A 23,453-nucleotide genomic window follows, 5' to 3' on the forward strand; every position below is an offset into this window, starting at 1 on the left:
GCTCAGGCGAGCTCGTCCTCCGGCCGTCGAGGACTCGGGTCGGGCGGCAGGATCTCGATCGGATGCGCGGCGGTGCGCTGAGCCCGCCACCAGATCACGAAGCCGATCGCGGTGAAGACGCCGTAGAACACGTACATGAAGCCCGTCGCGTAGTAGCCCGAGCTGAACAGCAGGGGCACCCCGACCACGTCGACGGCGATCCAGACCAGCCAGAACTCGGTCCAGCCCTTGGCCATGCCGTAGGTGGCGAGCAGCGACCCGACGAATGTCCAGGCATCGGCCCAGACCGGCTCCCACGACCCCAGCAGACGGAACAGCGGCGTGAGGGCTACGGTGCCGACGACCATCACCAGCACCATGCCGATGCGCGCGCTCGTCGGTGCCCAGCGCGGCACCACACGTCCGCCGTCGAGATTCCGCCAGCGGATCCAGCCGTAGATCGCCACGGCGATGAACATGATCTGCCGCCCGGCCTGACCCAGCAGATGCGGGAGTGACGGATCGGGGCTGAGTGCGGAGCCCAGGAACACCGTGAGCAGCAGCAGGTTGCCGATGATGCCGACCGGCCACGCCCACACCTTGCGACGCATGCCGCCGAGCGCACTCGCGAGACCGAACGCGTTGCCCACGACCTCGCGCACCAGGAGCGTCTGCCCGCCGGGCAGCATCCACTGCGAGTTGAAGGCGTCGACGAACCACTCGAGCAGGTTCATCGTCAGGAACCGGCGTCGGGCTCGACGCGGTCGTCGAGCACCAGCTGCAGCATGCTCAGATCGAGCCAGCGCCCGAACTTGGTGCCCACCTGCGGCATGCGTCCGACCTCGACGAAGCCCAGGCGCTCGTGCAGGGCGATGGAGGCGGCGTTCCCGCTCTCGATCCCCGCGATCATCACGTGCATCCCCGCGGCGGTGGCGCGCTCGACGAGCGCGGCCATCAGGGCCGTGCCGATGCCGCGACCGTGCTGACCGCCGAGAACGTAGACCGAGTGCTCGACCGTGAGTCGGTAGCCGCTGTGGGGACGCCACTGCGCGTATGACGCATAGCCCAGCACGCCGGTGTCGTCGACCGCGACGATGACCGGGTAGCCGCGGGTGGTGCGATCGGCGAGCCAGGCGACGCGGTCGGCGAGGTCGACCGCCTCCTCGTTCCAGATCGCGGTGGTGTGCAGCACGGCATGGTTGTGGATCGCGGTGATCGTTTCGAGATCGGCGGTCTCGGCATCCCTGATTCGCACGGCTGTCATCGGCGGGCGGTCTCTCTTCTTCAGCGCTTCGGGTGCGCGTGCTTCGTCGGCGCTCGGGTGCGCATCGCCGACGCTAGCAGGAGGAACCGGTGTCCGGGGGGAAGCAACCGAACAGTTACGCAGCTCAGCCCACGGGCCTCGCGCTCACGGCCTCGCGCACGAGGATCGCGCGCCTCATGTCGACCATGATCGGGTCGAAGAAGCGCTCCCGATAGCGGGCCTCGCTCACGGCGGAGAACACGAACGGCAGGGCCGCGATCACCGAGAGCAGGGTGGCCGCCTTGAGCAGGTTCACGGTGAGCGGCAGCTTCGCTCCGAAGAACTCCAGAGGCTGGACGGCGAGCGGCTGCGCGGCGCTGCCGGGGCCGAGCCAGATGCCGACGACCCCCGTGGGGACCGCGATGCCGCCGATCACGATCAGCAGCGCCGCGAGGAGGCCCGCGAAGAACAGCGCCTGCACCAGTTGCGCGACGGTCATGGCGAGCAGGATGTTGATGCGCTGCGGTGCGCGCAGTCGACCCGGAGCGCCGGGCAGGAGGCGGTGCCCTTCGGCGGGGGTGCCGAGCAGCAGTGCGCTTCGCTGTTCCGCTGTGGGCGCCTGCGCGTCGTCGTCGATCTCGGACGCACTGACCCGCAGTACGACGATGCCGGCGAGCACGGCGACGACGAGGCCGAGCAGGGCGATCGATCCCCAGGACAGGGCGGAGGCCATCTGCCACACCTCGGCCGAGAAGAAGGAGAACACGACGAGCATCAGGATGACCGGGAGAGCGATCGAGGCCATGTGTCCGATCGCCGAGGCGTTGCGCACCGCGAGGCGCGAGGCCCAGGAGATCATCGCGCCACCGCCCATGCCGGTGACCAGGATGCAGAGAGCGAGGACGAGTATCGTCCGCAGGACCGGACCGACGGTCGCATCCGGCTGGACGCTGTAGCCGTAGCTGATCGTGAAGGCGAGGCACGCGGCGATCAGGAGGAGCGCGACCGCCGTGCCGATGCCCATCGGGAGGCGACGCAGCACGGCGCGCACCAGGAAGTAGGCGGCCCAGGCGAGCCCTGCCGAGAGCGTGAAGAGTACGACGGCGACGACCACGACGAAGGCGGCCTCCTCGGCCGAGTCGTCGAGCGCGAAGTCGAACACGACCTCGATCCCGTCCTGGAAGAGATAGGCCGCCACCGCGACCCAGGCGATCAGCGGCGCGACGCGTCGCGGAAGGTCGGTGAACCAGCGCCGCAGCGGCACGAACGTCGGAAGGCCCTGTTCACGGAACCAGCGGTCGGCGTCGCGCTTCGTGCTGTGCGGCTTCGGCGAGGGCGGGGACGTGGGCATGGCGATGAGATTACGGCATCCGCGATGCCCGAGTTATCCACAACCCTTCTGAATCTTCGAATATATGTTCTAAACTGGAGGCATGGCGAACCCGCATCTGAACCCCGTCCTCGAGGCAGTGAAGTGCCTCGAAGACGTGTGGGGCGATGCGACGAACGCGAGCGACCTGACCCGAGCGGAGCTGCTCGAGGCGCACCGGGCGTTGGGGCTGGTGCAGCGTCGGCTCGACGGCGTCCACGCCGAGATCGCGGCGAGCATCGCCCGGGAATCGCGTCCCGAACTGGGAGCTGCGGGTCTCGCCAAGCAGCAGGGCTTCCGCAGCCCGGCGACCATGATCGCCGCAACGACCGGCGGATCGACAGGCGACGCGGTGCGGCTCGTGAAGGTGGGGGAGGCGACCGCGCCTCGGGCGAACCTGATCGGCGAGCCGCTTCCGCCGCGGTATCCCGAGGTGCAGCGGGCGATCGGTGCCGGCGTGCTCGGTGCGGCATCCGCGGCGCTGATCGTGACCCTGCTCGATCGGGCGCGACTCAAGGTCGGCGTCGACCGCCTCGTCGAGGCCGAGCGACTGCTCGTCGAGCGTGCCGAGGGGCTCTCGCTCGATGATGTGCGCAAGCTCGTCGCGCATGCCGAAGCCTGGCTCGACTCCGACGGTGTGGCACCGCGCGAAGAAGAGGCCCGGTCGCGGCGCTCGCTGACGATGTTCGAGCGCGACGGGTCGCTGCACCTCACCCTGCAGACCGACATCGCCTCCGGGGCTCCCGTGAAGGCGGCGATCCAGGCCTACGTCACGGCGACGTTCCAGACGCGGGCGCACGCGCTCGACCCCGAGGCGCCCGATGCCGACCGTCGCACGGTCGGAATGATCCAGGCCGACGCGCTCACAGAGATCTGCGCGCATGCGAGCGGATGCGACAACGGCGGGCTGCCGGTGTCCGGGGCGACCGTCGTCGTCCGTGTGGGGCTCGGCGACCTGACGACCGGCGCCGGGTTCGCGACGGTCGACGGCCTTGACGAGCCGGTCAGCATCGCTGCATGTCGTCGGATGGCGGCGGGCGGTGGCATCATCCCCGTCGTGCTCGGCGGTGCAGGCGAGATCCTCGACTGGGGACGCGAGAAGCGGTTGTTCACCCGTGCGCAGAGGCTCGCGCTCGTGGAGCGCGACGGCGGCTGTGTCATGTGCGGGCTGCCCCCGCAACTGACCAGGGCGCATCATCTGCGCTGGTGGCAACGTGATGGCGGATCGACCGATCTCGACAACGGCGTGCTGCTCTGCGACAGCTGTCACCACCGCATCCACGACAACGAGTGGGAGATCAGGATCGAGGGGTGCGGCTTCGCCGCGCGGGTGTGGCTCATCCTGCCGCCGAGCGTCGACCCCGAGCGCAGACCGAGACTCGGCGGCAGAGCCCGGTACGACATCGCGGCGTGAGGTGTGAGGGTGTGAGGGTGTGAGGGCGTGAGGGCGCGCTACGGTCGCTCGGCGCCGTCGCGTCGCTGGATTCAGACGTGCACGTCGGCGGGGGATTCCTCGCCCTCGTGGAAGTTGGGCGTCTTGCCGAACAGCCGCGCGACGCCCAGCACGATCCCGACGATGACCAGTCCCAGAAGAAGGCCAGCGATCGCGGAGATGATCGTGTCCACGATCCAGACCACGACCGGACCGAGGCCGTGGAGCGCGTGCTCCACGGCGTGCAGCATGTCGACCGGGAAGTGCCAGCCCACCTCGCCGAGGTTGACGAGCACCAGGTGGCCACCGACCCACAGCATCGCGACCGTGCCGAGGATGCTGATGAAGCGGAACACCGCGGGCATGGACCGCACGATCCTGGTGCCGGTGTGACGCACGCGCTGCACCGGGTTCTTCGCCATCTTCAGGCCGATGTCGTCGATCTTCACCAGCAGCGCGACGGCGCCGTAGACGACGCCCGTCATCAGAAGCGCGATCACGGCGAGGATCGCCAGCGTCGCCCAGATGTCGAGGCCCTTGTCCAGACTCGCCAGCGAGATCAGCATGATCTCGGTCGAGAGGATCAGGTCGGTGCGCACCGCACCCAGCACGAGCTTCTTCTCATCGCGCGCGCCTTCGTCGGCGTGGCCGTGCTGCACGCCGAACCACTCCAGCACCTTCTCGGCACCCTCGAAGCAGAGGTACGCGCCACCCAGGATCAGCAGGTACGGGAGCACCCAGGGCGCGAACGCGGTGAGCAGCAGGGCGGCCGGGATGATGATCAGGAACTTGTTCGCGAGCGACCCGAGGGCGATCTTGCCCACGACGGGCAGCTCCCTGGCCGGTGTGAGGCCCTGCACGTACTGCGGGGTGACCGCGGCGTCATCGATCACGACGCCGGCCGCCTTCGCCGACGCCTTCATCGCAGCGCTCAGGATGTCATCGACGACGGCGAGCAGTCCAACGGACATGGGCGGTTCCCCTCGGCAGGTGTGCAGTGCGGAGGCAACTCTATCGAGTCGGAGGGGCCTGGAAACTCACAGCCCGCTCCCAGGGCCACGGGACCAAAACGGGCCGCTCGTCGGTTCTCCTTCTATGACGCCGCAGCCAGCGACGTCGGACAAGGAGTCAGATCATGTCGAACGACTACCGCAAGACCCCCGAGGCCGTCAGCGGCCTCAGCCACCTGCAGTACGAGGTGACCCAGGAGGACGCGACCGAACCGCCGTTCCGCAACGCGTACTGGAACAACCACGAAGACGGCATCTACGTCGACGTCGTCTCGGGAGAGCCCCTGTTCTCGTCGACAGACAAGTTCGACAGCGGCACCGGGTGGCCGAGCTTCACCAAGCCCATCGAGGCGGACGCGGTGACCACGCGCACCGACCGCTCGCTGTGGATGAAGCGCACAGAGGCGCGTTCGGCCGGAGCCGACAGCCACCTCGGGCACGTCTTCGACGACGGCCCCCGCGCCGAGGGCGGACTTCGCTACTGCATGAACTCGGCGGCCCTCCGCTTCATCCCGGCTGCCAGTCTGGAGGAGGAGGGGTACGGTCGCTACAGTCCCCTCTTCGCCGCGACGACGGACACCCCCACCACCGACACCCCCACCGACACCTCTGAGGAGCAGTCATGACCGACACGGGAAACATCACCCGCACCCCTGGCACCGAGACCGCCGTGCTCGCCGGCGGCTGCTTCTGGGGCATGGAAGACCTGATCCGCCGCCAGCCCGGTGTGCTCAGCACCCGGGTCGGCTACACCGGCGGCTCGAACGACCACGCCACCTACCGCAATCACCCCGGTCACGCCGAGGCGGTCGAGATCGTGTTCGACCCGGCCCAGACGACCTACCGCGACATCCTGGCGTTCTTCTTCCAGATCCATGACCCGTCGACCCTGAACCGTCAGGGCAACGACGTCGGGTCGAGCTATCGCTCCGCGATCTTCCCGCTCTCCCCTGAGCAGGAGACGGTCGCGCGCGACACGATCGCGGATGTCGACGCCTCCGGCCTCTGGCCCGCGAAGGCCGTCACCACGATCGAGCCTGCCGGCCCGTTCTGGCAGGCCGAGGAGGAGCACCAGGACTACCTGATCAAGTACCCCAACGGCTACACCTGCCACTTCCCCCGTGCGGGATGGGTGCTGCCGAAGCGCGACGAAGCCGCCGCCGTCTGACGACAGCGGTCTCCGGCTGCGCGTAGCCCGGTCGTTTCGACCGGGCTACGCCTCTGCCAGGAACGCCACGGCCGCGTCCTTGAAGTCACGCGAGCCCGGGGCGTTGAAGTGATTCCGGTTCGGGATCTCGAAGAATCGTCCGTCGGGGGTCGCTGAGGCCAGCGCCCGCGAGCCCTCGATGATGGCGTCCTTCGATCCGGTGGCGAACAGGATGGGCCGGGTCGGCGCATCAGAGGGGTCGGGGTCGATCATGCCCGACGCCCGCATACCCTCCGCGAGTGCGACCAGCGCCTGCAGGTCGTTGCCCGGCACCCGCTCGGTCAGCGCGATGTAGTTCTGGGTCGTCCGATCCGCCACCGGCGTGCCGTCGGCGATGTATCTGCGCACCTGGTCGAGATCCAGGCGGGCCAGCGGAATGCCGTCAGGAACTCCGCCCAGCACCGCGCGTCCGATGCGGTGCGGCAGCTCGCGCACCACCTCCCAGCCCACGCGCGCACCGAGCGAGTACCCGACATAGAACGCGTCGTCGACGAGATAGGTGTCCATCACCGTCTCGACATCGGTGACGAGGGTGCGGATGCGGTAGCCGTCGGGGTCGTGCGGCTTCTCGCTGAGCCCGTGCCCGCGCTGGTCGAGCGCCAGCACGCGATAGCCCGCGCGGGTGAGCTCACGCACCCAGCCGGTCAGCACCCAGTTGTCGCGTGCGTTCGAGGCGAAGCCGTGCACGATCACCACGACGGGGGCGTCGGGCTCGCCCCAGGTGTAGGTCGCCAGCCGGGTGCCGTCGGCGGCGTACACCTGCTGGGGCTCGGGCATGCTGGTCAGGTCGGAGAGAGGGACGGCCACTCCTCCATCTTGGACCCGTTCCCGGGTCGTCGGCGCAGGACGGTTCCCCCGGGAAAGGCGACACGACGAAACGGCCTCCCGGGGACGAGGTGTCCCCGGGAGGCCGTGCGGATCAGGTGACCGTGCGGATCAGGTGACCCAGCCGATCAGATGATCGTGCGGATCAGAAGCGCGCACGCAGCGCGGCGCCGAGGTCGGCGTCGACGTTCGTCCAGTACTGGAAGAAGCGCTCGCGGATCGCGTCGATCGTGATCGAGCGCCCCTGGCCGGTGAGGGTCTCCAGGAAGCGCGCCCGCTGCTCGGCGTCGAAGACCTCGCGGTAGAGCGTGCCGGCCTGGCCGAAGTCGTCGTCTTCGGAGTGCAGGGTGGCGGCGGCGCGCATGAGCTCGCCGTCCGACTCCCAGCTCGCCTCGACGCCGGCCGCGGGATCGGCCTCGGGGCCGCCCGCAGCGCCGTAGGAGTTCGGGGTGTAGGTGCGGTGCTCGGCCGGGTTGAACCGGTACTGCATCTGCCCCTCGTGCATGTAGTTGCGCACCTCGGCGGCGTGCGGCTGGTTCACCGGCAGCTGGTTGTAGTTGGCGCCGATGCGGTAGCGCTGCGCGTCGGAGTAGGAGAACACGCGGGCCATGAGCATCTTGTCGGGCGAGATCCCGGTGCCGGGCACCTGGTTCCCCGGCGAGAACGCGGCCTGCTCGATCTCGGCGAAGAAGTTCTGCGGATTGCGGTTCAGCGTGAACGTGCCGACCTTGATGCGCGGGTAGTCCTTCTTCGACCAGGTCTTCGTGAGGTCGAAGGGGTTGAAGCGGTAGTCCTTGGCCTCGTCGTACGGCATGATCTGCACGAACACATCCCACGAGGGGTTCTCGCCGCGCGCGATCGCGTCGAACAGGTCGCGACGGTAGTAGTCGGCGTCCGAGCCGGCGAGCTTCTCTGCCTCGTCGGCCTCCATGGTCTCGAAGCCCAGGGTGGAGAGGAAGTGGTACTGCACCCAGAACCGCTCGCCGGCCGCGTTCACCCACTGGTAGGTGTGCGAGCCGTAGCCGTTCATGTGGCGCCAGCTGCGGGGAAGGCCGCGGTCGCCCATGAGGTACGTGACCTGGTGGGCGGTCTCGGGCGAGAGCGTCCAGAAGTCCCACTGCATGTCGGCATCGCGCAGACCCGAGTCGCCGAGGCGCTTCTGCGAGTGGATGAAGTCGGGGAACTTCATGGCGTCGCGCAGGAAGAACGTGGGGGTGTTGTTGCCGACGATGTCGAGGTTGCCCTCGGTCGAGTAGAAACGCAGCGAGAATCCGCGCACGTCGCGCCAGGTGTCGGGCGACCCCTGCTCTCCGGCGACCGACGAGAAGCGGATGAGTGTCTCGCTCACGGCGCCGGGCTGGAACACCGCGGCCCTGGTGTACGCCGACACGTCTTCCGTGACGACGAACTCGCCGAACGCGCCGCCGCCCTTCGCGTGCGGGTTGCGCTCCGGCACACGCTCCCGGTTGAAGGAGGCGAGCTTCTCGACCAGGTAGCGATCGTGCAGGACGGTGGGGCCGTCGGCGCCGACCGTGAGGGAGTGCGCGTCGCTCGCGACGGGGGTCCCGGTCTGGGTCGTGGTGGCAGGTTTCGTCATGGTGTTCTCCTTCTCCTTATCCGCATCCGCGCAGGCGCGACGAACACCCCATCCGAGGATGGGCGATCGGCGGACTGCTACTGTGCGGCGTTCTGGCAACTGGGGCAGAGGCCCCAGAAGGTGACTTCGGCTGTCTGGACGGTGAATCCCCCCGTCGAGGACGGGGTGAGACACGGCGCTTCACCGACGACGCAGTCCACATCGCCGATGGCACCGCAGGAGGTGCAGACGACGTGATGGTGGTTGTCGTCGATGCGCCGCTCGTAGAGCGCCGCGGAGCCTGCCGGTTCGATCCGGCGGATGAGGCCCGCCGTCGTCAGGTCCGCGAGGATGTTGTGCACCGACTGGATCGACGTGGTCGGCAGCACTTCGGACACAGCGCGGTAGAGCCGTTCCGCGTCTGAATGGGCCATGGAGTCGAGAGCCTCGAGAACGGCGACGCGGCCCGCGGTCGCACGAAGCCCGGCACCGCGAAGCGCTGAGTCGAGTTCCGTCTCCATGCCTCGAGTGTACCCCGTGATTTGAATAACTCAAAAGAACGAATGCCGGGATTCTGCCTCGGGTCCTTCCGGCACGTTCGGAACTCACCCAGGTGAAGTGGAAAAAACCTGTGGGCTCCGGTGACGCCTCCTGTACTCTGGGCAAAATCTCAGCTTGAGCGACGAGGACGTCGCTTCTGCGACGCGAGGGGGCCTCGATGCATTCTCAGACCAGCACGTCCGGTGCCATCCAGCGAGTGCGCGAGCGGCGGCGCGAATCGTTCCTCGCTCGTCTTCGGCTCTCCCGGGCGCGTCGCAAGCCCTTCGCCGTCGTCGCACTGCTGACGCTCGTGCTGGCGGGTCTCGTCGTTCCTGCGACGACGGCGGCGGCCGCCCCCGGTGACGCCGCCCAGCTCTACCTCGGCCCGTCGTTCGAGGCCGCGGTGGTGGGATCCGACAAGGATCTGACCGCGCCGACCGAGTGCCCATCGAACTCCGTGCTCACGGGAGTGCGGACCGAGAACCGCCAGAACATCAACCCGACCAGCGCGAATGCCATCCTGACGCGCTTCGCCGTGCAGTGCTCGACGATCACGGTGAGCAACGCCGGCGTCGTCACCGGCACCGTGAACCCGACGTGGATCAACGGCCCGGTCTACGACCAGAGCCGGGGCAACCTGCAGACCGGCACGTGCCCCGCCAACACGTTCGTGCATCGCATCACCGGCACGACCTTCGTCGGCGACGGGGTGGCGCGCTGGCCGTCCTCCGTCCAGATCACCTGCCGACCGATGATCCTCACCGCAGCCGGGCAGCTCCGTGTCAACCTGGCGGCCACCCCGACGGTGCTGACCATCGGCGAGAACTTCAACACCACCGGGGGGCTCCAGACTCCGACCCCTCGCTGCGGTCCCGGGACCACGACCGGCACGAGCGACATCGTGGTGCGCGGCTACCGCGCGCAGAGCGGCGGCGAGGGCATCGACGGATTCAACCCCTCGTGCGCCACCATCCCGGACGACTTCGGCGATGCTCCCGCCAGCTACGGCTCCGCCTCCCACGAGCTGAACGCCGCGACGTATCTCGGATGGTCCGCCGACACCGAGGCGGCGATGCAGTACAGCGCGAACGCGACCGGTGACAACCAGGTCGGCGGCGCGGCCCCGAACCAGTTCATCAACGACGAGAACGGCGTCTCGACGTTCGGGCCCATCACGGCCGGCATCACGAGCAGCTACTCCGTGTCGGTGCTGGTGGCGAACAAGGCGCCGGGAACGAACGCGACCCTCGTCGGCTGGGTCGACTTCAACCGGAACGGTGTCTTCGACGCCAACGAGGGCGTCTCCGCGCCCGTGCCTGCAGGAACTGCGGATGGTTCGTCCGTCACGCTCACGTGGCCGGGGATCATCTCCCAGACGGTCGCCGGCCCGACGTTCGCGCGATTCCGGATCGCGAACGGCACGGATCTGACGACGGCGACCCCGACGGGTGCCGCCATCACCGGCGAGGTGGAGGACTACGCCCTCACCATCGCCGCCGTGAATCCGGGGATCTCGCTGGTCAAGTCCGCGACACCCTCCGGCCCGGAGGCCTTCACCGTCGGGCAGGTCATCGACTACTCGTTCTTGGTGACCAACACGGGCGACGTGACTCTCACCGGCGTCGCGGTCACCGAGACCGCGTTCGACGGCTCGGGGACGATCTCGCCGGCAGTGTGTCCGACGACGACCCTCGCCGCCGGCGCCTCGACGACCTGCACGGCGAGCTATACGCTCACACAGGCCGACATCGACAGAGGCTCCCTCTCCAACACGGCGACGGCGACGGGAACACCTCCGGGCATCCTCGTTCCTCCGGTGTCTCCCCCCTCCACTGTGACGGTGCCCGCCGCGGCGGCCCCGGCGTTGACGGTGGTCAAGAGTGCGGACACGACGGAGATCACTTCGGCGGGTCAGACGATTGCGTATTCGTTCCTGGTGACGAACACCGGCAATGTGACGTTGACGGATGTGAGTGTGGATGAGACGGCGTTCACGGGGACGGGGACTGCTCCGGTGGTCACGTGTCCGGCGGGTGCGGCATCATTGGCTCCCGAGGCAGCGGTCACGTGCACGGCGACGTATACGACGACGGCAGCCGATTACCGCACCGATTCGCTCGACAACACGGCGACGGCGACGGGTACTCCGCCGTCGGGTGAGCCGCCGGTGTCTCCGCCGTCGACTCTGGAGATTCCGGTGGTGCCGGCTCCGGGGATCACGGTGGTGAAGTCGGCGGATGCGACGGAGATCAGTTCGGCGGGTCAGACGATCGGGTATTCGTTCCTGGTGACGAACACCGGCAATGTCACTCTCACCGATGTGAGTGTGGATGAGACGGCGTTCACGGGGACGGGCACCGCTCCGGTGGTGACGTGTCCGGCGGGTGCGGCGTCGCTCGCGCCGGGGGCCAGCGTGACGTGCACGGCGACGTATACGACGACGGCAGACGACTACCGCACCGACTCGCTCGACAACACGGCGACGGCGACGGGTACTCCGCCGTCGGGTGAGCCGCCGGTGTCTCCGCCGTCGACTCTGGAGATTCCGGTGGTGCCGGCTCCGGCGTTGACGGTGGTGAAGTCGGCGGACACGACGGAGATCAGTTCGGCGGGTCAGACGATCGGGTATTCGTTCCTGGTCACGAACACCGGCAATGTGACGCTGACGGATGTGAGTGTGGATGAGACGGCGTTCACGGGGACGGGGACTGCTCCGGTGGTGACGTGCCCGGCGGGTGCGGCGTCGTTGGCTCCGGAGGCAGCGGTGACGTGTACGGCGTCGTATGTGGTGACGCAGGCGGATGTGGATGCGGGTGGCGTGTCGAACACGGCGACGGCGACGGGTACTCCGCCGTCGGGTGAGCCGCCGGTGTCTCCGCCGTCGACTCTGGAGATTCCGGTGGTGCCGGCTCCGGGGATCACGATGGTGAAGTCGGCGAGCCCGAATACGGCTGATGCGTATGTGGTGGGTCAGGAGATCACGTATTCGTTCGTGGTGACCAACACCGGCAATGTCACTCTCACGGATGTGAGGGTGGATGAGGGTGTGTTCACCGGTTCGGGGTCGTTGTCGGCGATCACGTGTCCGGCGGGTGCGGCCTCGCTCGCGCCGGGTCTTCAGGTGGTGTGCACGGCGTCGTATGTGCTGACGCAGGCGGATGTCGATTCCGGGAGCCTGTCGAACACGGCCACCGCGACCGGTACCCCGCCGACGGGCGAGCCCCCTGTCTCACCTCCGTCGACGACCGAGGTGCCGGTGGACCCGGCCCCGGCGTTGACCGTTGTGAAGTCGGCGGATGCGGACGGGCTCACATCGGCGGGTCAGACGGTCGAGTATTCGTTCCTGGTCACCAACACGGGCAACGTCACCCTCACCGACGTGAGCGTCGATGAGACGGCGTTCACGGGGACGGGCACCGCTCCCGTGGTCACGTGTCCGGCGGGAGCCGCGACTATGTTGCCGGGGGCTGCGGTCACGTGCACGGCGTCGTACGTCGTCACGCAGGCCGACCTGGACTCCGGAGGCGTGTCGAACACGGCCACGGCGACGGGCACTCCGCCTTCCGGCGAACCGCCGGTGTCGCCCCCGTCCACTCTGGAGATCCCGGCGGACCCGGCCCCGGGATTGACGGTGGTGAAGTCTGCTGATCTGGACGAGTTGTCGGCAGCGGGTCAGACGATCGAGTATTCCTTCCTGGTCACGAACACCGGCAACGTCACCCTCACCGACGTGAGTGTGGATGAGACGGCCTTCACCGGGACGGGGACCGCTCCGGTGGTGACGTGCCCGGCGGGTGCGGCGTCGCTGGCTCCGGGAGCCGACGTGACGTGCACGGCGTCGTATGTGGTGACGCAGGCGGATGTCGATTCCGGAGGCGTGTCGAACACGGCCACCGCGACGGGTACCCCGCCGTCGGGCGAGCCCCCCGTCTCACCCCCATCCACCACCGACGTCCCGGCGGAGCGGGCCCCGGCGTTGACGGTGGTCAAGAGTGCTGACACGACGGAGATCACTTCGGCGGGTCAGACGATTGCGTATTCGTTCCTGGTGTCGAACACCGGCAATGTGACGCTGACGGATGTGTCGGTGGCGGAGACGGCCTTCACCGGGACGGGGACCGCTCCGGTGGTCACCTGCCCGGCGGGTGCGGCGTCGCTCGCACCGGGAGCCGATGTCACGTGCACGGCGTCGTATGTGGTGACGCAGGCGGATGTCGATTCCGGAGGCGTGTCGAACACAGCGACGGCGACGGGTACCCCGCCGTCGGGCGAGCCCCCCGTCTCACCCCCATCGACGATCGAGGTCCCGGCGGAGCCGGCTCCGGCGTTGACGGTGGTCAAGTCGGCGGACACGACGGAGATCACCTCGGCGGGTCAGACGATCGGGTATTCCTTCCTGGTCACGAACACCGGCAATGTCACCCTCACCGACGTGAGTGTGGATGAGACGGCCTTCACCGGGACCGGGACCGCTCCGGTGGTCACCTGCCCGGCGGGTGCGGCCTCGCTCGCACCGGGAGCCGATGTCACGTGCACGGCGTCGTACGTCGTCACGCAGGCCGACCTGGACTCCGGAGGTGTGTCGAACACGGCGACGGCGACGGGTACTCCGCCTTCGGGCGAGCCCCCCGTCTCACCCCCATCGACGACCGAAGTCCCGGCGGTGCCGGCTCCAGGGATCACGGTGGTCAAGAGCGCTGACACGACGGAGATCACTTCGGCGGGTCAGACGATCGGGTATTCGTTCCTGGTCACGAACACCGGCAATGTGACGCTGACGGATGTGAGTGTGGATGAGACGGCGTTCACGGGGACGGGGACTGCTCCGGTGGTGACGTGCCCGGCGGGTGCGGCGTCGTTGGCTCCGGAGGCAGCGGTGACGTGTACGGCGTCGTATGTGGTGACGCAGGCGGATGTGGATGCGGGTGGCGTGTCGAACACGGCGACGGCGACGGGTACTCCGCCGTCGGGTGAGCCGCCGGTGTCTCCGCCGTCGACTCTGGAGATTCCGGTGGTGCCGGCTCCGGGGATCACGATGGTGAAGTCGGCGAGCCCGAATACGGCTGATGCGTATGTGGTGGGTCAGGAGATCACGTACTCGTTCGTGGTGACCAACACCGGCAATGTCACTCTCACGGATGTGAGGGTGGATGAGGGTGTGTTCACCGGTTCGGGGTCGTTGTCCGCGATCACGTGTCCGGCGGGTGCGGCCTCGCTCGCGCCGGGTCTTCAGGTGGTGTGCACGGCGTCGTATGTGCTGACGCAGGCGGATGTCGATTCCGGGAGCGTATCGAACACGGCCACCGCGACCGGTACCCCGCCGACGGGCGAGCCCCCCGTCTCACCTCCGTCGACGACCGAGGTCCCGGCGGACCCTGCTCCCGGAGTGAGCATCGTGAAGTCCGCGACGCCGGAGACGATGACGACCGTGGGGCAGACGCTCACGTACTCGTTCGTGGTCACCAACACGGGCAACGTCACCCTCACCGACGTGAGCGTCGATGAGACGGCGTTCACGGGGACGGGCACCGCTCCCGTGGTCACGTGCCCGGCAGGAGCCGCGAGTATCCTGCCCGGCCAGTTCGTCACCTGCACGGCGGAGTATCAGACGACGCAGGCCGACGTGGATTCCGGGCTGCTGACGAACACCGCCACCGCGACGGGTACGCCGCCTTCCGGTGAGCCGCCGGTGTCGCCGCCGTCGACGGTCGAGGTGCCCTTCGACGGCACCAACTCGCTCGGACTCGAGAAGCGCGCGAATCCGGTCGACGTCAACGGGAACGGCGTGATCGATCCGGGTGATCGCATCGAGTGGACGATCATCGTGACGAACACCGGCGCTCAGACGGTCGCCGACATCGTGGTGTCCGACCCCACCGCGGGTGCGGTCTCGTGTCCGCAGACCAGCCTCGCCTCCGGAGCGCAGATGACCTGCACCGTGCCCGCGCACACCGTCACCGCTGCCGACGTGCGAAACGGACAGGTGCGCAATGTGGCCACGGCAACGGGAACCACGCCCGGTGGGGACCCGATCGACCCGCCGACCTCGGAGACGACCACACGGGTCTTCCCGTCGCCGCCGCCCACCCTCGCGGTGACCGGCGGAACGCTCTCGGCCGGTCTGCTCCTCGGAGGGTTGATGCTGGTCGTCGGGTCGGCGCTCATCCGGCGTCGTCGACTGACCTGACCCTGAGCGCCTGATCGTGAGGCGCAGTGCAGGCCCACGAGCTGGTCCCACGACCAGCTCGTGGGCCCGCACGGCCGACCGGCGTCAGACGAAGCGGACGGTCTGCTGCAGTCGGGTGCGCACGTCGAACAGTTCGTTCCCGCCGATCGCCCGCGCCTGCGGAACGCCCTGACGCAACACCATCGCCAGCGCGCTGCGGCGCACGACGACGACCGGAACGCCGCGGCTCGTGCCGAGCGGTGTGACGGCCTGCGCGAGGTCGTCGTCGGGCAGCACGATGATCGCACCGCTGAAGCGCACGCGGGCGGTCTTGGCGATCGAGCGCATCCGACCGAGGGCAGCCGTGACCGGCGCGCGGGTTCCCAGGCTCGGCCCGGTGATCTCGCCGCGCCGGAAGCCGACCACCCCTCCGAAGTCCTCCGACATCACCCCGTACAGGCCGGAGGGGCCCAGCACCACATGGTCGAGCTTGTCGTCGGCATCCGTCCCCACGGCCACGTCGTGCCACACCGTGAAGCCCATGCCGAGGTCGGAGACCGTGCGCGCCGTGGCCTCTTCCGCCAGGGCATCGGCGAGCAGTCGGCGCAGATCGCGGGGAGCCGAGCGCACCAGGGCGGGGTCGTAGGGGTCGGGGACCTCGACGCCACGGCCCGCCCATTCGCGGATGAGGACGAGGTAGCGCTCACGACGCCATCCGCCGGGGTGGCCGTAGGAGCGGGCGCGCGGACGGGTGTCGGTGCGCGCTGCCTGAGGGCGCCATCCGCTCCACCCGGTGTCGGCGTCGGGTGTCGCCGCTGACGCCACACCTGAGCGGCGGTCGTAGGCGGCACGGCTCTCGACGGTGCCGACCAGCTCCCACGCGCGCTGCACCTGGATGAAGATCGCGGCGTCGCCACCGGCGTCCGGGTGCGTCTGGCGCAGCCGCAGACGGTAGGCGCGGCGCAGCTCGGCGTCGTCGACGGAGGGGTCGACCCCGAGGATCTCGTAGGCCGAGGCCGAGAGCGGACTGTCGAACATCGCTCTCCCTCCGCGACCGCGGCATCCAGGATATCCGTCGTTCGTTGTGGTTTCGCCGATGCCCGTCGGTGTCAGGCGGGCACGTCGACGATGCGCTCGACACCGAGGACAGGCGCGATCGCACCCGCGGATGCCGCGGCCAGATCATCGACGAGCCGGGGGACTTCGGCCTCGGGGACCCACAGCTCGAGCGTGGCCATCGCGGCATAGCTCGGCGCGCCCAGCGTCGCACCATGATGGACCGCCCAGTCGCGCAGCAGATTGTCGTAGCGGCCGGCGTCTGCGTGCGGCACCTCGAGCGTCACCTGCCGGAGGGCTGCCCGCCGCACGAGGGACGCCAGATCGAGTGCCTCAGACACGGCGGACGAGTAGGCGCGCACGAGGCCTCCCGCCCCGAGCTTCACACCGCCGAAGTAGCGGGTCACCACCGCGACCACATCGGTCAGCTCGCGCCGACGCAGCACCTCGAGCATCGGTATCCCCGCGGTGCCGGAGGGCTCGCCGTCATCCGAGGACCGCGCCTGATCGCCGAGCAGACCCGTCACCATCGCGGTGCAGTTATGGTTGGCGTCCCAGGCCCTCTTCCGGATGGCGGCGATCACGGTGTCGGCCTGCTCGACCGAGGAGACGGGCTCGATGCGGGTGAGGAAGCGTGACTTGCGGATGACGGTCTCGTGCTCGACAGCGGACGCGATGGTCGCGGGATAGCTGCGGGCGGAGATCACCCGCCTCACGATACCGAGGCCGCGGAGGACTCAACGGTCGACGAACGCCATCTGCTGCGGGTTGTAGCGGTCGCCGCTCACCCCGACGCGCGTGGCGAGGGTCGAGAGGTCGGCGACCTCGTCGGCCGACAGGGCGACCGCCGTGCTTCCGGCGTTCTCGGCGATGCGCACGGTGCGTCGGGTGCCGGGGATCGGCACGATCCACGGCTGCTGTGCGAGCAGCCATGCCAGAGCGATCTGACCGGGTGTGGCCTCCTTCGCCGTGGCCAGCTCTGCCACGTGCGCCACGAGCGCATGGTTCGCCGCCCGGTTCTCGGCCGTGAACCGCGGGATCGTGGCGCGGATGTCGCCGGCTGCGAAGTCGGCTGCCGTGTCGACCGTCCCGGTCAGGAACCCCTTGCCGAGCGGACTGAAGGGCACGAATCCGATGCCCAGCTCCGCGAGCACCGGCAGGATCTCGGATTCGGGATCGCGGGTCCACAGCGAGTACTCGCTCTGCAGCGCGGTGACCGGGTGCACGGCATGTGCGCGGCGGATCGTGTCCGCCGAGGCCTCGGAGAGCCCGAAGTGGCGCACCTTCCCTTCGGCGATGAGCTCGCCGACGGTCCCGGCGACGTCTTCGATCGGCACGTCGGGGTCGACGCGGTGCTGGTAGAAGAGGTCGATCACGTCGGTGCGCAGACTCCGCAGCGACGCCTCGGCCACTCGCCGGATCTGCTCGGGCCGACTGTCGAGCCCCACGCTCCTGCCGTCCTGGATGTCCCACCCGAACTTCGTCGCGAGCACGACGCGATCGCGGATCGGCTCGAGCGCCTCGCCGACGAGCTCCTCGTTCACATACGGGCCGTACACCTCGGCCGTGTCGAAGAAGTCGACGCCGTGCTCGATCGCCGACCGCAGCACCCCGATCATGTCATCGCGGCTTCCGGGGTTGGGCCCGTAGCTCTGCGACATGCCCATGCAGCCGAGTCCGACCGCAGAGACCTGGAGGCCCTGTCCGAGAGTGCGCGTGTGCATGGGATGTCCTTTCGTCGTGGCCGCAGACGGATCGACGGCCTGCCCCGACGCTACGCGCACGCACGGTGCCGAGGGAGGTCCTGTCGGGACCCCGCTGGCCGGGACCCCGCTGGCGGGAAGGTCGCGGGCGGCAGGGCCGCATCCATCGAACGGTGGAGACGAGTCTCAGCCCCCCGCCCGATCCTCGGAAGGGCGGCGACGGCTGGACTGGATCCATGCTCCGCACCCTCCGCTCTCTTCCCCTGTGGCTCACCTCGCGACGCGGCGGGTGGATCTCCCTGCTGGTCGCCGTCGTGGCGTTCACCGCGCTCCTCGGGGCGCTCGGCCGGGCGTCGCTGCCCTCGGGCACCGATGTGGCTCCGCCGGATTCCGAGTCGGCCCGGACGGCCGCCCTCGCCGAGCAGTTCCCCGACGCGGATGAGTCCACGGTGCTGCTGGTCGCGTCCCGAGACGACGGTGAGCGACTCGCCGCCGACGACATCGCCGCCCTGCGTTCCCTCTCGGCAGAGGTCGAAGCGGAGACAGGGCACGAGCCGCACGGGCCGATCGTCAGCGAAGACGAGAAGGCCGCGGTGCTGCAGGCGACGCTCACGCTCGCCGACGACGATGCCGCCGCAGAGGCCGTGCACGGTCTGCGCGACACCGTGACGGAGCATCCGATCGAGGGGGTGAGCGTGCAGGTCACGGGTGGACCCGCGTTCGGTGTCGACGTCGCCTCCGCGTTCGACGGCGCCGACTTCACGCTGCTGATGGTGACACTCGGGATCGTCGCGCTGCTGCTCATCGTCACCTACCGCTCGCCCGTGCTGTGGATGATCCCCCTCGTCGTCGTCGCCCTCGCCGACCAGCTGGCGAACAAGGCCACCGCGGCGATCGGTGCCGGACTCGGGCTGCAGTTCGATTCCGGCATCGTGAGCGTGCTCGTGTTCGGCGCCGGGACGAACTATGCGCTCCTGTTGATCTCGCGCTATCGCGAGGAACTCGCGCATGAGTCCGATCACCGTCGTGCGCTCGTCGGCGCGTGGCGCGCCACCGCACCCGCGATCGTCGCCTCGAACCTCACCGTGGTGCTCGCCCTGTCGACTCTCGCCCTCGCGGTGATCCCTGGCACGCGTGGACTCGGCATCGCCTCGGCCATCGGCCTTCTGATCGCCCTCGCCGCCGTGCTGCTGGTGTTGCCGCCCGCTCTCGCGGTGTGCGGCCGCCGCATCTTCTGGCCGTTCGCGCCGCGGGTCGGCGATGACGCGAAGACCGGTCGCGTGTGGGGTGCTGTCGCGCAGCGCGTCTCCCGGCGTCCGTGGGTGCCGCTGGTCGGCGGGCTGGCGTTGCTCGGTGTCTTCGCGGGTGGTCTCGCCGGAGCATCCGTCGGGCTCACCCAGGTGGAGAAGTTCCGTGTCGCGTCGGAATCGGCAACGGGGCTCACGGTGCTGGGCGAGCACTTCCCCGCCGGTGAGGCTCAGCCGATGATCGTGATCGGTGACACGGCGGCAGCCGATGCGCTGGCCGGCGCGGTCGAAGACGTGCCGGGCGTGCTCCGGGTGTCGACGACCGGTGAGAGCACCGATGGCGCACTCACGCGACTGATGGTCGTCGGGGAACCGGCGCCGGGCACCCCGGAGAGCCTCGATCTCGTGAGTGCAGTGCGAGAGGCCGCGGCCTCGGTGCCGGAGGCCGATGCCGTGGTCGGTGGTCCGGTGGCGGCGGATCTCGACGCGCGCGAGGGCAATCAGCGCGACCTGCAGCTGCTGGTCCCGCTCGTGCTCGCGGTCAGTCTGCTCGTCCTGATCGTGCTGCTGCGCTCCCTGGTGGCACCCGTGCTGCTGCTCTTGGTGAACATCCTCAGCGCCGTCGCCGCGATCGGCGCGGGCACCTGGCTGAGCCGGGTGCTGTTCGGATGGGATGCCCTCGACCTGCAGGTGCCGCTGCTGTCGTTCCTGTTCCTGGTGGCGCTCGGAATCGACTACACGATCTTCCTGGTGCACCGGGCGCGCGTGGAGGCGCGGACGGTCGGCACGCGGCAGGGGATGGTCCGAGCGCTCACGGCGACGGGGGGCGTGATCACCAGCGCCGGTGTCGTGCTCGCAGCGGTGTTCGCCGCCCTCGGGCTGCTGCCGCTGGTCACTCTCGGACAGATCGGGCTCATCGTCGGCATCGGCGTGCTCGTCGACACCTTCGTGGTGCGCACCCTCGTGGTCCCCGCGATCTTCGCGATCGTCGGGGATCGGATGTGGTGGCCGGGAAAGAGCGGTGCGGATGAATCCACCACCGATCGAGGTGCGCAGCGACCGCACGGGGGAGAATACGAGGATGCCGCAGTCGACACCTCTCCCGCCGCGAGCTGACCCCACGCGGGCTCAGCGAGCCGGCCGCGACGAGCGCGCGGCCGGCTCGGGCACCCCGCGCACCTGGGCGAGCCTGGTCGGATCGATCCGGATAGGCCAGGCCGTCATCACGGTCGTGCTGCTCGTGGTCGGCGCCGGGCGCGCCGCAGCCGACGGAGTGCCGCTTCCGTGGGTGCTGGCCCTCTCGCTGGTGTTCCTCGGCTGGTACGGCGGCGGGCTGCTGCTCAGCGAGCGCATCTCCGACCGTCGGTTGGCGACGTGGTGGCTGCTCGGGCTGACACTCATCTGGCTCGGCGCGGTCGTGGTCTCGCCCGAGTTCGTGTGGCTCGCCTTCCCGCTGTGGCTGCTCGCCGGGTTCGTGATGCGCCTGCGGTGGGCGTTGCTGCTCAGCGTGGCGATCCTCGCGGTCGTGGTGAGCGCCCCGCTGCTGCACACCGGTGCCACGACCTATGCGAACGTGATCGGTCCCCTCGTCGGCGGCATCTTCGCGCTGGGGATATCCCGCGGATACCTCGAGCTCGTCCGTGACGGGCGGGAGCGGCGTCGGCTGATCGCCTCGCTCGTCGCGACCCAGGAGGAGATGGCCGCGCTGCAGGACGAGCTCGCCCGCACTCAGCGCGAGTCCGGGGCGAGCGCCGAGCGCACCAGGGTGTCGCGCGACATCCACGACACGGTCGCCCAGAGCGTGTCGTCGATCGGGATGCTGGCGCGTTCGGCCCTGGAGGCGGACGATCCGGCCCAGCGCACGCGAGCCCTCGAGCAGATCGGTGCCCTCGCCACGGAGGGGATGGCGGATGCGCGGCGCATCGTGAACGCGCTGATGCCGGCCGAGCTGGAATCCACCGCGCTCGGCGACGCCCTGGCCCGGATGCTCGAACGCCTGGCCGACGAGACCGGTATCGAGGTGACGCTGCACGCCGACGACGACCTGCCCTCGCTCGGCATCGACGCCGAGGTCGCCCTGCTGCGGACGGCGCAGTCGGCCCTCGCGAACGTCCGCTCCCACGCGTCGGCCACCCGGGTCGTGGTCACCCTCGCCGATGCCGGCGACACCGTGCGGCTCGACATCGTCGATGACGGGCGCGGCTTCGACGCCCGGCACTGGGATGCGCAGGGCGGGGTGGGCAGTCGGGGCGGCGGCTACGGGCTGCGCTCGATGCGTGCGCGCCTGCGGGAGCTCGGCGGTGGGCTCGATGTGGAGAGCGCCCCGGGTGACGGCACCGCGCTCTCGGCGCACATCCCCCTGGGCGGCACTGCTCAGGCACGGCGACCTGGGGGTGAAGGATGACCGCGGTGCGCGTGCTGCTCGTGGACGACCACCCCATCGTCCGGGCCGGGGTGCGCTCGCTGTTCGACCATCGCGACGACGTCGAGGTGGTCGGTGAGGCGGCATCCGGCGAGGAGGCCGTGACCCTCGCGCGGCATCTGCGTCCCGACGTCGTGCTGTGCGACCTGCGGCTGGGTGACGGCATGGACGGGGTGGAGACGACCGCCGCGCTGCGTGCGCAGCAGCCGGCCCCCGCCGTGCTGATCCTGACGACGTTCGACCGCGACGCCGAGATCCTGGGCGCTATCGAGGCGGGAGCGGCCGGCTACCTGCTCAAGGACGTCGCCCCCGACGACATCGTGCGCGCGATCCGGCAGGCGGCTTCGGGCGGACTCGTGCTCACTCCCGAGCTGAGCGCACGCGTCGTGCAGGTCATGCGCGCACCGCGGGTGCGCCTGACCGACCGCGAGCTGGAGGTGCTCCGACTGCTCGACACGGGGGCATCCAACCGCGAGATCGCGAAGACCCTGTTCGTGACCGAGGCCACCGTGAAGACCCACCTCGTGCACGTGTTCGAGAAGCTCGGCGCCGACAGTCGTGCGCGCGCCATCGCCATCGCGCGCGACAGCGGCCTGCTCTGAGCCCTCCGCTTGCGCGTCGGGCCCGCTTCCGGCATCTCAACCGTTCGATGGATCCCGGGAATCCGCGCGGCGACGAGGCTGGAATCAGACCGAAAGGATTCCCGATGCGCAGGCTCTTCTCCGCCGCGTTCGCCTACGGAGTGAGCTTCACTTCATGCAGACACCGAAGACGCTGATGCGCACGAGCCTGAACCGAGCCTGAACCCGTTGAGGAAGTCTTCTCCGACCAGCATCTCGGTCGGAGAAGTGCTCTCAGGGCAGTGTCACGGGGCGAGGAGCGCCGAGATGCTACCCGGCGTCGACGTGACGCCGGCGGTGTCGCTCACCTGATAGGGCAATGGGAACAGCGTGGTGTAGTCGACCGCGAAGGGGGCCTGCATCGTGAGCATCTGCGTCGTCGCGTCGAAGGCGACCGTGATCGTCGCGGCGTCGATCACGAAATCCCTCGTCTGCTGGATGCCGGGTGCGGAGGTGTCGAGATCGAAAGTCGTCCAGTCGATGGTCGCCTCGGGCGAGCTGGGCTCGATGACCACCGTCGCGAAGTTGAAACCAGCCGTATACCCGGTGTCGGTGAACGAGAGGAACTGGTCGATGACGATGTCCGGTACGGCGAACGGCTCGGGCTGGGGCGTCTCGGTTGGCGTCGGTGTTGGCGTCGGTGTCGACGTCGGCGTTGCAGTGGCTTCACTGCCCGGGAGACTGGACTCCGGCGCGCACGGGTCGACCCCCGCGGCGTGAGCTGACGTGGGGGCGATCGCGAGTCCGAAGGCTCCGACGGCCACGAGCACCGCGGCGGCGAGCACTGTCCCGCCGGTTTTGGGCGACCTGCGCTTCCGCAGTGCGAAGATGCCGGCGCCGACGACGATCAGGAGCACGCCTATGGCCAGCGGCAGGGCAGGATTCGCTCCGGTTTCAGCGAGGCAATCGGGTGTCATCGGTGGGGTCCTTCCGGGGGGGGCAGTGCGGCCGAACCCGGGAGAGCCGGGCCGTCGAGAGACGAATGGCGAGAGTGTGTCTGTCATAGAGATAGACACATGAACTGCGTTTTCATGACGCGATTACGTAGAACGCGAGCC

The 23,453-nt window shown here is 69.2% G+C and carries 18 protein-coding genes; 7 read left to right on the forward strand and 11 right to left on the reverse strand.

The window, feature by feature from the left end; translation table 11 throughout:
• Positions 1 to 2 precede the first annotated feature (2 nt).
• The 3 genes from pnuC to F6W70_RS00150 form a co-directional block, all read right to left on the reverse strand.
• Positions 3 to 713: a nicotinamide riboside transporter PnuC gene (gene pnuC / locus F6W70_RS00140; protein ID WP_055871280.1), complete on the reverse strand. Its 711-nt coding sequence runs from the start codon at positions 711 to 713 to the stop codon at positions 3 to 5.
• Positions 714 to 715: 2 nt separating this feature from the next.
• Entirely contained in the window at positions 716 to 1,243 is a 528-nt protein-coding gene (locus F6W70_RS00145) for a GNAT family N-acetyltransferase (RefSeq protein WP_055871278.1), read from the reverse strand.
• 124 nt (positions 1,244 to 1,367) lie between these two features.
• Complete coding sequence (locus tag F6W70_RS00150; protein WP_151485588.1) at positions 1,368 to 2,573, reverse strand: hypothetical protein; 1,206 nt, start codon at positions 2,571 to 2,573, stop codon at positions 1,368 to 1,370.
• Between the two features lie 82 nt (positions 2,574 to 2,655).
• Between F6W70_RS00150 and F6W70_RS00155 the strand changes: the two genes are divergently transcribed.
• Positions 2,656 to 4,005, forward strand: coding sequence for an HNH endonuclease (locus tag F6W70_RS00155; RefSeq protein WP_151485589.1), 1,350 nt, complete (start codon positions 2,656 to 2,658; stop codon positions 4,003 to 4,005).
• A 71-nt stretch (positions 4,006 to 4,076) separates the two neighbouring features.
• Here the strand turns inward: F6W70_RS00155 and F6W70_RS00160 are convergent, their stop codons facing one another.
• Positions 4,077 to 4,994: a DUF808 domain-containing protein gene (locus tag F6W70_RS00160; RefSeq protein ID WP_127483250.1), complete on the reverse strand. Its 918-nt coding sequence runs from the start codon at positions 4,992 to 4,994 to the stop codon at positions 4,077 to 4,079.
• A 164-nt stretch (positions 4,995 to 5,158) separates the two neighbouring features.
• Between F6W70_RS00160 and msrB the strand changes: the two genes are divergently transcribed.
• Both msrB and msrA read left to right on the forward strand, forming a co-directional pair.
• Complete coding sequence (gene msrB, locus F6W70_RS00165; protein WP_055871267.1) at positions 5,159 to 5,659, forward strand: peptide-methionine (R)-S-oxide reductase MsrB; 501 nt, start codon at positions 5,159 to 5,161, stop codon at positions 5,657 to 5,659.
• Entirely contained in the window at positions 5,656 to 6,201 is a 546-nt protein-coding gene (gene msrA / locus F6W70_RS00170) for a peptide-methionine (S)-S-oxide reductase MsrA (RefSeq protein ID WP_055871264.1), read from the forward strand. The genes msrB and msrA overlap by 4 nt, the downstream gene beginning before the upstream one ends.
• 45 nt (positions 6,202 to 6,246) lie before the next feature.
• Here the strand turns inward: msrA and F6W70_RS00175 are convergent, their stop codons facing one another.
• From F6W70_RS00175 to F6W70_RS00185, 3 genes are all read right to left on the reverse strand, one after another.
• The gene (locus F6W70_RS00175; protein ID WP_151485590.1) at positions 6,247 to 7,047 is read right to left on the reverse strand and encodes an alpha/beta fold hydrolase; all 801 of its coding nucleotides are present in this window, start codon (positions 7,045 to 7,047) and stop codon (positions 6,247 to 6,249) included.
• Between the two features lie 163 nt (positions 7,048 to 7,210).
• Positions 7,211 to 8,662 (reverse strand): catalase, encoded by a 1,452-nt coding sequence (locus F6W70_RS00180; protein ID WP_017829798.1) that lies wholly within the window; start codon positions 8,660 to 8,662, stop codon positions 7,211 to 7,213.
• 77 nt (positions 8,663 to 8,739) lie between these two features.
• Positions 8,740 to 9,162 carry a Fur family transcriptional regulator gene (locus tag F6W70_RS00185; RefSeq protein WP_017829797.1) on the reverse strand — a complete coding sequence of 141 codons (423 nt, stop codon included), beginning with the start codon at positions 9,160 to 9,162 and terminating at the stop codon, positions 8,740 to 8,742.
• A 197-nt stretch (positions 9,163 to 9,359) separates the two neighbouring features.
• Between F6W70_RS00185 and F6W70_RS00190 the strand changes: the two genes are divergently transcribed.
• Positions 9,360 to 15,368: a beta strand repeat-containing protein gene (locus F6W70_RS00190; protein ID WP_151485591.1), complete on the forward strand. Its 6,009-nt coding sequence runs from the start codon at positions 9,360 to 9,362 to the stop codon at positions 15,366 to 15,368.
• An 84-nt stretch (positions 15,369 to 15,452) separates the two neighbouring features.
• On the opposite strand, the gene F6W70_RS00195 is transcribed toward F6W70_RS00190, so the two are convergent.
• The 3 genes from F6W70_RS00195 to F6W70_RS00205 all read right to left on the reverse strand — a co-directional run bounded on the left by F6W70_RS00195 (position 15,453) and on the right by F6W70_RS00205 (position 18,127).
• Complete coding sequence (locus F6W70_RS00195; protein ID WP_151485592.1) at positions 15,453 to 16,385, reverse strand: J domain-containing protein; 933 nt, start codon at positions 16,383 to 16,385, stop codon at positions 15,453 to 15,455.
• Between the two features lie 71 nt (positions 16,386 to 16,456).
• A complete protein-coding gene (locus F6W70_RS00200) occupies positions 16,457 to 17,110 on the reverse strand; it encodes an IMPACT family protein (RefSeq protein ID WP_151485593.1) in 654 nt (217 codons plus the stop codon).
• 30 nt (positions 17,111 to 17,140) lie between these two features.
• Complete coding sequence (locus F6W70_RS00205; protein ID WP_151485594.1) at positions 17,141 to 18,127, reverse strand: aldo/keto reductase; 987 nt, start codon at positions 18,125 to 18,127, stop codon at positions 17,141 to 17,143.
• Positions 18,128 to 18,342: 215 nt separating this feature from the next.
• Between F6W70_RS00205 and F6W70_RS00210 the strand changes: the two genes are divergently transcribed.
• The 3 genes from F6W70_RS00210 to F6W70_RS00220 are packed head-to-tail and all read left to right on the forward strand — an operon-like array spanning position 18,343 to position 22,377.
• Positions 18,343 to 20,469, forward strand: coding sequence for an MMPL family transporter (locus F6W70_RS00210; protein ID WP_151485595.1), 2,127 nt, complete (start codon positions 18,343 to 18,345; stop codon positions 20,467 to 20,469).
• Positions 20,435 to 21,757, forward strand: coding sequence for a sensor histidine kinase (locus F6W70_RS00215; RefSeq protein ID WP_151485596.1), 1,323 nt, complete (start codon positions 20,435 to 20,437; stop codon positions 21,755 to 21,757). Before F6W70_RS00210 ends, F6W70_RS00215 begins: the two co-directional genes overlap by 35 nt.
• Entirely contained in the window at positions 21,754 to 22,377 is a 624-nt protein-coding gene (locus F6W70_RS00220; protein ID WP_055866687.1) for a response regulator, read from the forward strand. The genes F6W70_RS00215 and F6W70_RS00220 overlap by 4 nt, the downstream gene beginning before the upstream one ends.
• A 263-nt stretch (positions 22,378 to 22,640) precedes the next feature.
• On the opposite strand, the gene F6W70_RS00225 is transcribed toward F6W70_RS00220, so the two are convergent.
• Positions 22,641 to 23,312, reverse strand: coding sequence for an LPXTG cell wall anchor domain-containing protein (locus tag F6W70_RS00225; protein ID WP_170287833.1), 672 nt, complete (start codon positions 23,310 to 23,312; stop codon positions 22,641 to 22,643).
• Positions 23,313 to 23,453 lie beyond the last annotated feature (141 nt).

Source organism: Microbacterium maritypicum, assembly GCF_008868125.1.
Classification (GTDB): Bacteria; Actinomycetota; Actinomycetes; order Actinomycetales; family Microbacteriaceae; genus Microbacterium; species Microbacterium maritypicum.

Excerpts from the sequence above, each read along its gene's own strand:
- F6W70_RS00160 (WP_127483250.1), bottom strand. The coding sequence starts at position 4,994 with ATGTCCGTTGGACTGCTCGCCGTCGTCGATGACATCCTGAGCGCTGCG.
- msrA (WP_055871264.1), top strand. The coding sequence starts at position 5,656 with ATGACCGACACGGGAAACATCACCCGCACCCCTGGCACCGAGACCGCC.
- F6W70_RS00145 (WP_055871278.1), bottom strand. The coding sequence starts at position 1,243 with ATGACAGCCGTGCGAATCAGGGATGCCGAGACCGCCGATCTCGAAACG.
- F6W70_RS00205 (WP_151485594.1), bottom strand. The coding sequence starts at position 18,127 with ATGCACACGCGCACTCTCGGACAGGGCCTCCAGGTCTCTGCGGTCGGA.
- F6W70_RS00220 (WP_055866687.1), top strand. The coding sequence starts at position 21,754 with ATGACCGCGGTGCGCGTGCTGCTCGTGGACGACCACCCCATCGTCCGG.
- pnuC (WP_055871280.1), bottom strand. The coding sequence starts at position 713 with ATGAACCTGCTCGAGTGGTTCGTCGACGCCTTCAACTCGCAGTGGATG.
- F6W70_RS00195 (WP_151485592.1), bottom strand. The coding sequence starts at position 16,385 with ATGTTCGACAGTCCGCTCTCGGCCTCGGCCTACGAGATCCTCGGGGTC.
- F6W70_RS00215 (WP_151485596.1), top strand. The coding sequence starts at position 20,435 with ATGCCGCAGTCGACACCTCTCCCGCCGCGAGCTGACCCCACGCGGGCT.
- F6W70_RS00225 (WP_170287833.1), bottom strand. The coding sequence starts at position 23,312 with ATGACACCCGATTGCCTCGCTGAAACCGGAGCGAATCCTGCCCTGCCG.
- msrB (WP_055871267.1), top strand. The coding sequence starts at position 5,159 with ATGTCGAACGACTACCGCAAGACCCCCGAGGCCGTCAGCGGCCTCAGC.
- F6W70_RS00180 (WP_017829798.1), bottom strand. The coding sequence starts at position 8,662 with ATGACGAAACCTGCCACCACGACCCAGACCGGGACCCCCGTCGCGAGC.
- F6W70_RS00210 (WP_151485595.1), top strand. The coding sequence starts at position 18,343 with ATGCTCCGCACCCTCCGCTCTCTTCCCCTGTGGCTCACCTCGCGACGC.
- F6W70_RS00185 (WP_017829797.1), bottom strand. The coding sequence starts at position 9,162 with ATGGAGACGGAACTCGACTCAGCGCTTCGCGGTGCCGGGCTTCGTGCG.
- F6W70_RS00190 (WP_151485591.1), top strand. The coding sequence starts at position 9,360 with ATGCATTCTCAGACCAGCACGTCCGGTGCCATCCAGCGAGTGCGCGAG.
- F6W70_RS00155 (WP_151485589.1), top strand. The coding sequence starts at position 2,656 with ATGGCGAACCCGCATCTGAACCCCGTCCTCGAGGCAGTGAAGTGCCTC.
- F6W70_RS00150 (WP_151485588.1), bottom strand. The coding sequence starts at position 2,573 with ATGCCCACGTCCCCGCCCTCGCCGAAGCCGCACAGCACGAAGCGCGAC.